This is a genomic window from Microbacterium meiriae (genome assembly GCF_040702565.1).
Lineage (GTDB): Bacteria > Actinomycetota > Actinomycetes > Actinomycetales > Microbacteriaceae > Microbacterium > Microbacterium meiriae.
Genome location: NZ_JBFBLJ010000003.1, coordinates 1 through 12,485 on the forward strand (window position 1 = coordinate 1; position 12,485 = coordinate 12,485).

The 12,485-nt window shown below is 71.2% G+C and carries 10 protein-coding genes and 1 rRNA gene; 5 read left to right on the forward strand and 6 right to left on the reverse strand.

The annotated features are described in order from the left end of the window. Window positions 1–86: ribosomal RNA gene (gene rrf / locus AB0310_RS13575) — 5S ribosomal RNA — on the forward strand; the annotation flags it as partial. 80 nt (window positions 87–166) lie between these two features. Here rrf and AB0310_RS13580 read toward each other — a convergent pair. After that, complete coding sequence (locus AB0310_RS13580; RefSeq protein ID WP_366237689.1) at window positions 167–904, reverse strand: IclR family transcriptional regulator; 738 nt, start codon at window positions 902–904, stop codon at window positions 167–169. Window positions 905–998: 94 nt separating this feature from the next. Between AB0310_RS13580 and hutH the strand changes: the two genes are divergently transcribed. From hutH to hutI, 3 genes are read left to right on the forward strand one after another with little or no spacing between them, the layout of a single operon-like run. Further along, on the forward strand, window positions 999–2,540 hold the full coding sequence (gene hutH, locus AB0310_RS13585; protein WP_366237452.1) for a histidine ammonia-lyase: 1,542 nt from the start codon (window positions 999–1,001) through the stop codon (window positions 2,538–2,540). Next, window positions 2,533–4,191, forward strand: coding sequence for a urocanate hydratase (hutU, locus tag AB0310_RS13590; protein WP_280570079.1), 1,659 nt, complete (start codon window positions 2,533–2,535; stop codon window positions 4,189–4,191). Before hutH ends, hutU begins: the two co-directional genes overlap by 8 nt. Next, a complete protein-coding gene (gene hutI, locus AB0310_RS13595) occupies window positions 4,188–5,354 on the forward strand; it encodes an imidazolonepropionase (RefSeq protein ID WP_366237453.1) in 1,167 nt (388 codons plus the stop codon). The genes hutU and hutI overlap by 4 nt, the downstream gene beginning before the upstream one ends. A gap of 12 nt (window positions 5,355–5,366) precedes the next feature. Here hutI and AB0310_RS13600 read toward each other — a convergent pair whose 3' ends face one another. The 4 genes from AB0310_RS13600 to AB0310_RS13615 are packed head-to-tail and all read right to left on the reverse strand — an operon-like array spanning window position 5,367 to window position 10,418. After that, the gene (locus AB0310_RS13600) at window positions 5,367–7,235 is read right to left on the reverse strand and encodes a glycogen debranching N-terminal domain-containing protein (RefSeq protein WP_366237454.1); all 1,869 of its coding nucleotides are present in this window, start codon (window positions 7,233–7,235) and stop codon (window positions 5,367–5,369) included. Further along, window positions 7,232–8,071 carry a carbohydrate ABC transporter permease gene (locus AB0310_RS13605; RefSeq protein ID WP_268776569.1) on the reverse strand — a complete coding sequence of 280 codons (840 nt, stop codon included), beginning with the start codon at window positions 8,069–8,071 and terminating at the stop codon, window positions 7,232–7,234. Before AB0310_RS13605 ends, AB0310_RS13600 begins: the two co-directional genes overlap by 4 nt. Continuing rightward, window positions 8,068–9,165 carry a carbohydrate ABC transporter permease gene (locus AB0310_RS13610; RefSeq protein WP_280571791.1) on the reverse strand — a complete coding sequence of 366 codons (1,098 nt, stop codon included), beginning with the start codon at window positions 9,163–9,165 and terminating at the stop codon, window positions 8,068–8,070. Before AB0310_RS13610 ends, AB0310_RS13605 begins: the two co-directional genes overlap by 4 nt. Before the next feature lie 2 nt (window positions 9,166–9,167). Then, entirely contained in the window at window positions 9,168–10,418 is a 1,251-nt protein-coding gene (locus AB0310_RS13615) for a sugar ABC transporter substrate-binding protein (protein WP_280568692.1), read from the reverse strand. A gap of 116 nt (window positions 10,419–10,534) precedes the next feature. Here AB0310_RS13615 and AB0310_RS13620 point away from each other — a divergent pair, with 116 nt between their 5' ends. Beyond that, entirely contained in the window at window positions 10,535–11,539 is a 1,005-nt protein-coding gene (locus tag AB0310_RS13620; RefSeq protein ID WP_187662417.1) for a LacI family DNA-binding transcriptional regulator, read from the forward strand. A 30-nt stretch (window positions 11,540–11,569) separates the two neighbouring features. Here the strand turns inward: AB0310_RS13620 and AB0310_RS13625 are convergent, their stop codons facing one another. After that, entirely contained in the window at window positions 11,570–12,484 is a 915-nt protein-coding gene (locus AB0310_RS13625; protein ID WP_366237455.1) for an agmatinase family protein, read from the reverse strand. Window position 12,485: the final 1 nt, after the last annotated feature.

Genomic DNA, 12,485 nt, shown 5'->3' on the forward strand with positions numbered 1-12,485 from the left:
GTCACATTCCGAACCCGGAAGCTAAGCCTCACAGCGCCGATGGTACTGCAGGGGGGACCCTGTGGGAGAGTAGGACACCGCCGGACTCCTTTTAGACAAGAAGGCCACCCAATGCTGGGTGGCCTTCTTGCGTTAACGCGATCGCTCCGCGGCCCGCAGGACGGACTCAGCGCGCCAGGCGTGCCTCGAGCGTCGCCGCGGTCTCGCGTACCGCTTTCGCCAGCGCAGATTCCCTGCCGTCGTCGTCGGCCCAGGTGACCGCCACGGCGGCGACCGGCCATCCCGCAGCGTCCCGCACCACTGCGCCCACGGAGCGCAGTCCGTCCGCGACCTCACCGTCCTCGGTCGCATACTCGCGGACGCGGACTTCGCGGAGGAGTTCGCGCAGTTCGCCGGGCCTGCGAGGACCGCGCCCTGTGCGGTCGGAGAATGCGGAAGCATCCGGATACAGCGCCCGCACCTGTTCGCGGGGGAGCGCGGCGAGCGTCGCGCGTCCCGTTGCGGTCAGATGCGCCGGGAGGCGCACGCCCACGTCGGTCACCAGTGCCGGGCGTCGCGGCGCCCGTTCCTCGACGATGTAGAGCACATCGCCGCCGCTCATCACCGCGAGGTGTGCGCTTTCCCCGAGATGGTCGGAGAGTGCGGCGATGAGCGGACGGCCGAGCCGTGCCAACGGTTGCTGCCGCGCATAGCCCCCTGCCAGCTCGAAGGCCGACGTGCCGAGTCCCCATCGACGCTCCTCACGGAGGTGCAGGACGAAGCCATGGGCGGCGAGCGTGCGCAGCAGGTGATAGACCGTCGATCGCGGAAGCATCAGCTCGCGGGCGATCGCGGACGCCGCGACCGGTGCCGGCCGACCCGCCAGGTAGCTGAGGATGCGCAGGGTCTGCGCCGCGGCAGGCACCTGGGCTTCATCGGTCTCGGGGATGTCTGGGATCACAGACACAGGTTCCCACGAAGCCTCGTCCGCGTCGACTCCATGGGTGTGGAATCGAGACATGAGCGATCCTGCCCCTGTCATCGTCGGCGCCGCCCCTCTCTCCCCGGCGGAGGTCGTCCGCGTGGTCCGGCATAACGTGCCCGTCCGGGTGGATCCCGCCGCGCTGGCGAGGGTCGCCGAGAGCCGCCGTGTGATCGACGGCCTCGCCGCGGACCCGCACCCGCACTACGGGGTGTCCACCGGCTTCGGCGCGCTGGCGACGACTTTCATCGCTCCTGAGCGGCGACTGCAGTTGCAGGCGAGCCTCATCCGCTCCCATGCCGCGGGGACCGGAGCCGAGGTCGAGCGGGAGGTGGTCCGCGGGCTCCAGCTGCTGCGCCTCCAGACGCTCGCCTCGGGGCGCACGGGCGTGCGTCCTGTCGTGGTCGAGACCTACGCCGCGTTGCTCAACGCGGGCATCGTCCCCGTGGTCCGCGAGTACGGGTCACTGGGGTGCTCCGGAGATCTCGCCCCGCTCGCCCACATCGCCCTCGCGGCGATGGGAGAGGGCGAAGTGCGCGACGCCGCCGGGCGTCTCGTCGACGCGGCCGACGCCCTCGCCGCGGCCGGCATCGCTCCGCTCACCCTCGTCGAGAAGGAGGGGCTGGCCCTCATCAACGGCACGGACGGCATGCTCGGCACCCTGGTGCTCGCGCTCCACGACCTCGAGACGCTGCTGCTCACGGCGGACGTGGCGGCGGCGATGTCGGTCGAGTCGCAGCTCGGCACCGACGCCGTGTTCGCCGCCGACCTCATGGCGCTGCGTCCGCAGGCGGGCCAGGCGGTCTCCGCCGGCCACCTCCGGGCGCTGCTCGCCGGCTCGCCGATGGTCGCGAGCCACAAGGGCCCGGAGGACGGCCGCGTCCAGGACGCGTACTCGCTGCGCTGCTCGCCGCAGGTGCACGGCGCCGCACGTGACACGCTCGGGCACGCCGCGATGATCGCGGAACGTGAGCTCTCCAGCGTGATCGACAACCCCATCATCACCCTCGATGGACGCATCGAGTCCAACGGCAACTTCCACGGGGCCCCGGTCGCCGCCGTCCTCGACTTCCTGGCGATCTCCATCGCCGACGTCGCCTCCGTGTCCGAGCGCCGCACCGACCGGGCGCTGGACCCGGCCCGCAGCCACGGGCTCCCGCCGTTCCTGGCGGCGGAGGTCGGCGTCGACTCCGGTCTGATGATCGCGCAGTATGCGGCGGCCTGCATCGTCTCGGAGCTCAAGCGCCTCGCGGTTCCGGCCTCGGTGGACTCCATCCCGTCCTCGGCGATGCAGGAGGACCACGTCTCGATGGGCTGGGCCGCGGCGCGGAAGCTGCGGCGCGCGGTCGACGGCCTCTCGCGGGTCCTCGCGATCGAGATCCTCACCGCGGCCCGTGCGCTCGACCTGCGCGCGCCGCTGCAGGCGGGCCCGGCGACCGGAGCCGTGCGCGACCTCGTCCGCACCGTTGCCGCAGGCCCCGGACCTGACCGCCACCTCTCGCCCGAGATGGAGGCCGTGACCGCCCTCGTCCAGTCGGGCGCCGTCGCCCGTGTCGCAAAGGAGCACATGCATGACTGAGGACACCGCAGCGCGTACGGTACGCGCAGCCCGAGGTGCCGAGCGCACCGCGAAGAGCTGGGGCGCGGAAGCGGCCAAGCGCATGCTCATGAACAACCTCGATCCCGAGGTCGCCGAGCACCCGGAGGATCTCGTCGTCTACGGCGGGACGGGCAAGGCGGCGCGCAACTGGGCGGCGTACGAGGCGATCGTCCGCACGCTCGACGAGCTGGAGCCGGATGAGACGCTCCTGGTCCAGTCCGGGAAGCCGGTGGGGGTGTTCCGCACCCATGAGTGGGCACCGCGCGTGCTCATCGCCAACTCGAACCTCGTCGGTGACTGGGCGACCTGGCCGGAGTTCCGCCGCCTGGAGGAGCTCGGGCTGACCATGTACGGCCAGATGACCGCCGGCTCCTGGATCTACATCGGCACGCAGGGCATCCTGCAGGGGACGTACGAGACGTTCGCCGCTGTGGCCCGCTCGCTGGGCCGGGATTCCCTGCGGGGCACGCTCACGTTGACCGCCGGCGCCGGCGGTATGGGCGGGGCGCAGCCTCTCGCGGTGACCCTCAACGAGGGCGCGGTCCTGATCGTGGACGTCGACGAGACGCGGCTGGCCCGCCGCGTCGAGCACCGGTACCTCGACGAGTACACCACCGACCTCGACGCGGCGGTGGCCCGGGTCGTGGCGGCGAAGGACGCCGGTCACGCCCTCTCGGTCGGCGTCGTGGGCAATGCCGCGGAGATCTTCCCCGAGCTCCTGCGCCGGGGCGTGCCGATCGACGTGGTCACCGACCAGACCAGCGCCCATGACCCGCTCGCCTACCTGCCGATCGGTATCGACGTGTCGCGCTGGAAGGCGGAGGCCGCGCGCGATCCGGAGGAGTTCACCCGGCTGTCCCGCGCGTCCATGGCGGCCCACGTCGCCGCGATGGTCGGCTTCCAGGACGCGGGGGCGGCCGTCTTCGACTACGGCAACTCGATCCGCGCGGAGGCGCAGCTCGGGGGCTTCGACCGGGCGTTCGCGTTCCCGGGCTTCGTCCCCGCCTACATCCGCCCGCAGTTCGAGGAAGGGCGAGGACCGTTCCGCTGGGTGGCGCTCTCCGGAGACCCGGAGGACATCTTCAAGACGGACCGTGCGATCGCCGAGCTCTTCCCCGAGGACGCCGCGCTGCACCGCTGGCTCGACAAGGCGGGGTCGGCCGTCCACTTCGAGGGGCTGCCGGCGCGCATCTGCTGGCTCGGCTACCAGGAGCGGCACCTCGCCGGGCTGAAGTTCAACGAGATGGTCGCGTCGGGAGAGCTCTCCGCACCGATCGTCATCGGCCGCGATCATCTGGACTCCGGGTCCGTCGCGTCCCCGTACCGGGAGACCGAGGCCATGAAGGACGGCTCCGACGCGATCGCCGACTGGCCGCTGCTCAACGCCCTCCTCAACACCGCCTCCGGGGCCTCATGGGTGTCGCTGCACCACGGCGGCGGGGTGGGGATCGGCCGCTCGATCCATGCCGGGCAGGTGACGGTGGCGGACGGTTCGGCACTCGCCGCGGAGAAACTCGCGCGCGTGCTGACCAACGACCCGGGAACCGGCGTCATGCGGCATGCGGACGCCGGTTACGAACACGCCAGGGAGGTCGCGCGCGACCGCGGACTGAAGGTGCCGATGCTGTGACGACCACCCTCATCACCGGGATCGGGGAGCTGACGACCAATGTCGCCGCCGAGGGCGATCCGAGCGGCACGCTCAGAGACGCCGCCGTGCTGGTCGACGGCGAGCGGATCGCGTGGGTCGGTCCGTCCGCGGGGGCCCCCGCGGCCGACGAGGTCGTCGACGCCCGGGGGAGGGCCGTGATCCCCGGATTCGTCGACAGCCACAGTCACCTCGTCTTCGGAGGCGATCGCGCGGCGGAGTTCGAGGCGCGCATGGCGGGGCAGCGGTACGCGGCGGGCGGCATCCGCTCGACGGTGCAGGCGACCCGGGCTGCGAGCGACGACGAGCTGCGGAGCCGGCTGCGTGGCTTCATCGAGGAGCTGCGGACGCAGGGCACCACCACGGTCGAGATCAAGAGCGGCTACGGTCTCGCCGTCGCGGAGGAGGAGCGCCTCGTGCGCCTCGCCGCCGAGGTGACGCCGGAGGTCACCTTCCTCGGGGCGCACGTGGTGCCGGTCGAGTACGCTGACGATCCCGATGCCTACGTCGACCTCGTCGTGGGGCCGATGCTCGACGCCTGCGCCCCGCACTCCCGGTGGATCGACGTGTTCTGCGAGACCGGCGCCTTCACGGTGACGCAGTCGCGGCGGATCCTGGAGGCGGGCATCGCCCGGGGTCTCGCTCCTCGCGTGCATGCGAGCCAGCTCGGCCCGGGCGATGGCGTGCGGATGGCGGTCGAGCTCGGGGCCGCCTCCGTGGATCACGGTACCTACCTCACCGACGCGGACGTCGCCGCGCTCGCCGCGTCGGACACGGTGCTCACGCTGCTGCCCGGTGTGGAGTTCTCCACGCGTCAGCCCTATCCGGACGCCCGCGGACTCCTGGACGCGGGGGTGACCGTGGCGCTCGCGTGCGACACCAACCCGGGGTCGAGCTTCACGTCGTCGATGGCCTTCTGCATCGCCATCGCCGTGCGCGACATGGGTATGACCACGGCGGAGGCGGTCTGGGCCGCCACGGCCGGCGGGGCGCGCGCGCTCCGGCGCGACGACATCGGCCGGATCGCCCCCGGTGTGCGCGCCGACCTCGTGCTGCTCGACGCCCCCTCTCGCGTGCACCTCGCGTACCGGCCGGGGGTGCCGCTGGTGCAGCGCGTCTGGAAGGACGGGACGGCCGTCGTCTGACCGTCCCGCCCCTCATCGCAGGGCTTCGGCGCAGACCACGGCGGCAGCGGCGGACCATGCCTGCGGACGGCAGGCGGCCGGGTAGGGGACCGGTCGGCCGCCGTCGACGCGGGGCTCGCCCGAGTGCAGCTCCGGCACGCGGTAGTCGAAGCCCTCGGCGAGATCGAGCAGCTGGGCGGCGATGCGTCCGGCATGATCGGTGAGGCCGGCGCGGAGCATCCCGTGCACGGCGATCGCGGTGTCGTGGGTCCACACGCTGCCGCCGTGGTAGCTCAGCGGCCAGTATCCCGAGGCCTCCGTGGACATCGTGCGGACGCCGTAACCGCTCGACATCGTCTCGCCGACGAGCAGTTCCGCGCAGGCGCTCTCCTCGTCCGGATCGAGCAGCCCGGTGCCGATGAGATGGCCGATGTTGCTGGTGAGCGTGTCGACCGCGGCGCCGTGGGCGTCGAGGGCGATGGCGGGGTACCGCCCCTCCGGCGTGGTGACCCAGTAGGCCTCCCGGAAGCGTCGCCGCAGGTCCGCCGCCCACGAACGCAGGTCGTCACCGCCGGCTGCGCCCAGCTCGTCGAGGAGCGCTGCTCCGCGCACTGCGGCCTCGTAGGCGTATCCCTGCACCTCGCTGAGCGCGATCGGACCTTCCGCGAGACGGCCGTCGCGCCACTGGATCGAGTCGCCGGAGTCCTTCCAGCCCTGATTCGCCAAGCCGTGGCCGGACTCATCCGCATAGTCGATGAAGCCGCTGCCGGAGGCGTCGCCGTGCTCGATCATCCACGTCACTGCGGCGCGCAACGCGGGCTCCAGGTCCTTCAGCTCCGTGATCGTCAGGCCGGCCGCGCGCGCGTCGGCGAGGAGGCAGATCCACAGCGGTGTCGCGTCGACCGTGCCGTAGTAGAGCGGAGGCAGCAGCACGCCCTCGCCGGGGAGGGAGAGCTCCGCGCTGCGGAGCTCGTGCGCGATCTTGCCCGGAGCCTCCGCGGTGCCGGGGTCGTGCACCGTGCCCTGGAGACGCGCGAGCACCCGCAGGGTGGAGGCGGCGATGTCGCGGTCGGCGGCGAGGGCGAGACGGGCCGCCCAGATCGAGTCCCGTCCGAACAGGGTGAAGAACCAGGGGGCGCCCGCGGCGTAGAACGCCTCGTCCGGCTGATCCGGCAGGGCCAGTCGCAGGGCATCGAGGTCGGCGCAGGCGCGCTCCAGCCAGCGCGCGGCGCGAGGGTCCGCTCCGGTGGGGACGGGCCGGACGCCGGCTGTCCGGGGCGACGACGTCACGACCAGGGTCGGATCGTCGAGGTCGACCGACCACGTCACCTCGACCTCGCCGCGCGGAGGGACGGTCACCCGCCAGGCGAGCAGCATCTCCCGACCGTCGATCGACACGGCGGCGTCCACAGCGTGCAGCGTGAACGACGCCTGCCCTGCGCGGCAGCGCTCGCCGTCCCACGACCACTCCTCGCCCCCGGCCACCCCCGCCTTGACGAGCTGCAGGGGGGTGAAGTCCGGGCGGATGCGCACCGTGAGCTCGGCCGTCACCTCGTGCATGAGGTGCGAGGACACCCGCAGGGTCTCGGTCAGTCTTCCCGCCTCGACGGTGCGATCCCGGTCGAGGCGCACCTTCGGATCGGCGGCGGCATCGTCGAGTCCGCGCAGCAGGCCGGTGAACAGCGCACGCTGCGGGACCGGCGCCGAGCAGGCGATGGCTTCCAGGGCGGTGCCCCGCACCTCGAGTCCGATCGCGGCGATGTGACGGACGTCGCCATGGTAGACCCCGTGGATCGGGGCGCCGCCTACGTCGCCGTCGCGGTCGGACCAGACCTGGGTGGGGGCATCGAGCACGACCACGGCGTCGTCGAGCAGCGGCTGGAGGTGGGGGCGGTCGGTCATTCCTTGACGGCTCCTTCGGTGGAATTCATGATGCGGCGCTGGAAGATGAAGAACATCACGGCGACGGGGATCGTCATGATGAGCGCCGCCGCGAGCTTGAGCGGGTACTGGGTGCCCTGGCTGAGCTGCCCGCTGGCGAGCGAGGCGACACCCTTCGTGAGGGTCGTCAGCGCGGGGTCGTTCGTGGACACGATGAAGTGGCTGAGCTCGTTCCACGACCCCTGGAACGACAGGATGACGATCGTGATGAGGGCGGGCGTCGCCATCGGGAGCACGACCGACCAGAAGGTCCGGAACGCACCGGCTCCGTCGATCCGCGCCTGCTCCTCGACCGAGACGGGGATCGACTCGAAGAAGTTCTTCATGATGAAGACGCCGGCGGCGTCGACCAGCAGAGGCAGGATCATGCCGGCGTAGGAGTTGAAGATGCCGAGCTGGTTGATGACGAGGAACTTCGGGATGAGCAGGACGACGGTCGGCACCGACATCACGGCGACGAGGGCCGCGAACACGACTCCTCGTCCGCGGAAGCGCAGACGCGCGAGCGCGTATCCGGCGAGGGAGTTGAAGAACACCCGCCCCGCGGTGACGAAGATCGTCACGATGGCGCTGTTGACGAACCACGACGGGAAGTCGGAGTTGGCGAAGAGCCGTTCATAGGCGGCGAACGTCCACGACTCCGGGAGCAGGTTCACGCCGGAGCTCGCAGCGTCCTCGTCCGTCTTGAAACTCGTGAACACCTGGATCAGGAACGGGTAGATGTAGATGACGGCGAGCACGATCAACACGGTGTACAGCACGATCTGCCAGGTCAGCTGCGTGCGCGAGAGCCTCATGACGTCCCTCCCTCGCGCGCGACCTCGTACGCGCGGATGCGGCGCCGCGATACCGGCCGGTCGCGCAGCACCCAGCGCTGCAGCAGCGTGAAGATCACGATGATGACGAAGAGGATGAAGGCGATCGCGGCGCCCTGACCCCACTCCTGATCCGTGAACGCCGTCTTGTACGACAGGTACGCCGGGGTGAGGGTCGTCTTGCTGGGGGCGCCACGGGTGCCGGTGTAGATCTGATCGAACACCTGCCAGCAGCCGATGAGCCCGAGGGTGAGCACCGTGAACAGCGTCGGCCGCAGCTGCGGCAGGGTCACCCGCCAGAACCGCTGCCACCCGTTCGCCCCGTCCATCATGGCCGCCTCGTCGACGTCCGCGCCGAGATTCTGCAGACCGGCGAGGAAGAGCAGCATGAAGGTGCCGGAGGTCGTGAAGATGGCCATCAGGATGTAGGCGCTCATGGCGATCGACGGACCGGCGAGCCACTCCCACCAGGAGATGCCCAGCATCCCGCCGCCGGTGAGCGCGGCGGGTCCGGTGTCGATGCCGATGCCGCTGAGCGCGAGATGCAGGATGCCGCGGGGGTCGTTGAACCAGTTCGGACCGTTCAGGCCGAACCAGGCGAGCACGCTGTTGACCGCTCCGCTCGCGGAGAACAGGAAGAGCCAGAGCACCGTGATCGCCACCGAGCTCGTGACGGAGGGGAAGTAGTACGCGGTCCGGAAGAACCCGCGGCCGCGCAGCACCGCTCTGTTCACCAGGACGGCGAGGAACAGGGCGATGGCCGTCTGCAGGGGCACGACGAGCAGCACGTACCAGGAGTTATTGCGCAGTGCGGTCCCGAAGTCCTTGGTCGCGAGGCCGCCGTCGGCCAGCACGGCCGAGTAGTTCTCGGTGCCCACGAACGAGACCGACGGCGAGAGGGGGCTGCCGCGCCCCGCCCAGTCCGACATGCTGACCCAGAGGGCCATGAGCACGGGGACCAGCAAGAAGACGCCGAGGATGAGGATGACCGGCGCCGTGAAGAGCCACCCGGCTGCGGCCTCGCCGCGGCGGAGTCCGGAGGCTCCCCCGCGGCGAGACAGGGCCTGTCCCGCCATCGCTACTCGACGATCGCTTCGAGGTTCGACTGCACGGTGTCGAGGATCTGTGCGGGGTCTCCCGTCTTCAGCGACTCGAGCTGCGCGTTGAAGTCGGCGATCACGTCCGCAGCGCCGTCCTGGTTGGGCGGGAACTGCGCGTAGTCCGCTCCCGCGAGGAAGGGCGCGAGGTCCGGGTTGTCCGCGGTCCACTGGTCGGCGGCGGAGGTGATCGACGGCATCGGGCCGAACGCCTTCGAGAAGGCGAGCTGGCTGTCAGCACTGGTGAGGTACTCGACGAGGTCGAGGGCCGCCTGCTGGTTGGGGCTGTCGGCAGCCATGCCCCAGCAGTTCGTGAACTGCAGGGTGCCCTGGCCGCCCGGTCCTTCGGGAAGCTCGGCGACGGTGTAGTCCACGGAGCCGAAGTCGTTCGCCATCGCACCGGTGATCCAGTTGCCTTCGATCACCATCGCGGCCAGCTCCTTCCCGAGTGCCTCGCCGCCCCAGCCGGCCCCGACGTCCTTCGCGTAGGCGAAGGTGCCGTCGACGAGGTGGGTCTGCACGTACTCCAGCGCCTCGACGTTCGCGGGGTCGTCCGCGATCGCCGTGCCGTCCTTCACGAGCCCGCCGCCGGCCTGCGCCATGAACGTGCCGACGCGCTGGTACTCGGCTCCGAAGGCCAGACCCACGTGGTCGGCGGTGGTGAGCTTCTGCGCGACGGCCGCGAGGTCGTCCCAGCTCTTCGGGAGGTCGGCATCGGTGAGTCCCGCCTCCGCCCACATGCGTGTGTTGATCACGAGCGCGAGCGTGGAGAAGTCCTTGGGCGCACAGTAGAACGTGCCGTCGAGGGTGAAGTTCTCGACGAGGGAGGGGTAGAAGTCGTCCTTGTTCGAGAGCTCGTCGCCGTACGCCTGGAGGGAGCCGTTCGAGGCGTACCCGGCCATCTGCTCCGGTGCGAGGTAGAAGAGGTCGGCGGGGTTCCCGGCGGCGAAGCCCTGGGAGAGCTCCTGCGCCAGGTCGCTCGCCACCTGGAGGTCGACCTCGGTGCCGGACTCCTCGGACCAGGCGTCGAGCGCCGACTGCACTGCGGCGGTCTCGGCGTCGCCCGACGAGCCGATGAGGATCGTGAGGCCGTCGTCGGAGGAGGTGAGGTCTGTGTCGCCCTCGCTCTGCTCCTCGCCTGAGAACCCGGAGCCGCACCCGGTGAGCACGAGGGTGGTGGTGATCAGGACCGCTCCGGCGCCGAGCCAGGCGCGTGTGGTCTGCCGTGTCATGTCTCTCTCTCCTTTGATGAGGGCCGGCGGGCAGGAATTTGAACGATCAAACTCTGCATGGAATACGCTAGGTGCGGCAGTGCGGACGTGTCAAGCCGCCGGGATCGAGGAGTGCGATGGCCAAGGCCCCCACGGTGGAGGATGTGGCGGCACACGCCGGCGTCTCCCGCCAAACGGTGTCGAACGTCCTGAACACCCCGGACATCGTCCGGCCGGCCACCCGGGAGCGCGTGCTCGCCTCCATCGACGAGCTCGGCTACCGTCGGCACGCGGCGGCCCGCCGGCTGCGCCTGCGTCGGAGCTCGACGATCGGCATCCGGCTCGACCCGTACCTGGGCGGGATCTCGGGGGTGGTGCTGGATCGGTTCGTGCACGCCATCACGGAGCGGTCGAGTGATCGCGGCATGCGCATGCTCGTGTACGCGGCACGGACCCCGGAGGAGGAACTCGGCCGGCTCGCCGAACTGTGGGACGGATCCGAGATCGATGCGGCGATCCTCACCGGCACCGTGCGCGACGATCCCCGCGTCACGCGGCTGGACGCGCTCGGTCTGCCGTTCATCTCCTTCGGACGGCCGTGGGGGGATGACGACATCTCCGATCCGATGCATCTCTGGGTCGACGTGGACGGCGCGGCGGGCACCAGGGCGGCGACGACGTATGCGCTCGAGCACGGGAGCGCGGTGACCTTCCTGGGCTGGCCGTCGGGGTCAGGCACGGGGGACGATCGAGAACGCGGGTGGCGCGAGGCCGTCGCGGAGGCGGGTGCGCACGGCGCCAGGGTCGTCGCCGAGGACTCGGTTCCCGAGGCGCGTCGGGCGATCACCCGGGCGCTGGAAGACGGCATCCGGGCGGACGCCATCGTCTGCGCCAGCGACTCTCTCGCCGTGGGGGCCCTGCTCGGCCTCGCCGACGCCGGGAAGACCGTCCCGGTCATCGGGTTCGACAACACGCCCACCGCCGAAGCCTTGGGATTCTCCAGCGTCGAGCAGCGACCGGAGGATGTGGCGGAGGCGATCCTCCATCTATTGATGGGGCCGACGGGGGACGTCGTCGCGCCGCGTCGAGTCGAGTCCGGCTCGGCGCACGCGCTCATCACGCCCGAGCTCGTCGTGCGCTGATCCGGCGCGTCGCCCGGGCCGCTCCTCTGCTCAGCGCGCGGCGAGGCCGGCGAGCAGCTCGAGCACGCAGAGGGCCGCGAGTCGCACGGTGCGACCGTCCTCGGCATCCGCTGTCGCATCGACCTCGGCGATGTCGGCGCTCCGGACCCGCGGGTCGGCGGCGACACCGCGCGTGAGGGCGCGCAGCTCCCACGCCGCCAGGCCTCCGGGGACGCTGGCCGGGCACCCCGGGGCGACCGCGCGGTCGCACACGTCCACGTCGATGTCGAGGTGCACGCGGGGCCGGTCGCCCGCCCCCGCGATCTCGACCGCCTCGGCCACGACGTCGGCGATCCCCCGACGGCGCACGTCGTCGAGCGTGACGACCCGGATGCCCCAGTCCGCCGCCCGGCGCGCGTAGGCGGCGGAGTTCGCGAAATCGGCGAGGCCGATCTGCACGATCCGGGTGGGGTCGATGCGGGCGGTGGGGAGGCCGGACGCCGCCGGGGCGTCTTCGACGAGTCGTCGCACCGGCGTGCCGTTGGAGACGCCGTCGCGCAGGTCGAAGTGGGCGTCGAACGTGATCAGGCCCGTGGCCTCCGCACCGAGGGCGACAGGGTAGGTGAGGGAGTTGTCGCCGCCGAGAGCGATGACGAGGTCGGACGCTCGCGCCAGCTCCCGGACCCGCTCGATCGTCCGTGCCTCTCCGGTGTCGCCGTCCGGCTCCGGCACGTCCCCGGCATCCGCGATGCGGAGCACCTCGTCCAGGTCGATCGTCGGCGGGCCGAGGACCGCCGTGCCGTAGCGGGGGAGCGCCTCGCGGATCGCGGCCGGCGTCGCGTGGGCTCCGGTCGGGGACAGCGAGGTGCGCCAGGTCGGGACGCCGAGGAGCACCGAATCGGCCGTGTCCTCGAACGCGGGCCAGGCCCCGGCGCGCGGCCAGGACGGATCGTGGGACAGCGCCATG

Coding starts and splice junctions, on each gene's coding strand:
- hutH (WP_366237452.1), top strand. CDS start 999: ATGAGCGATCCTGCCCCTGTCATCGTCGGCGCCGCCCCTCTCTCCCCG.
- hutU (WP_280570079.1), top strand. CDS start 2,533: ATGACTGAGGACACCGCAGCGCGTACGGTACGCGCAGCCCGAGGTGCC.
- AB0310_RS13600 (WP_366237454.1), bottom strand. CDS start 7,235: ATGACCGACCGCCCCCACCTCCAGCCGCTGCTCGACGACGCCGTGGTC.
- AB0310_RS13605 (WP_268776569.1), bottom strand. CDS start 8,071: ATGAGGCTCTCGCGCACGCAGCTGACCTGGCAGATCGTGCTGTACACC.
- AB0310_RS13610 (WP_280571791.1), bottom strand. CDS start 9,165: ATGGCGGGACAGGCCCTGTCTCGCCGCGGGGGAGCCTCCGGACTCCGC.
- AB0310_RS13615 (WP_280568692.1), bottom strand. CDS start 10,418: ATGACACGGCAGACCACACGCGCCTGGCTCGGCGCCGGAGCGGTCCTG.
- AB0310_RS13620 (WP_187662417.1), top strand. CDS start 10,535: ATGGCCAAGGCCCCCACGGTGGAGGATGTGGCGGCACACGCCGGCGTC.
- AB0310_RS13625 (WP_366237455.1), bottom strand. CDS start 12,484: ATGGCGCTGTCCCACGATCCGTCCTGGCCGCGCGCCGGGGCCTGGCCC.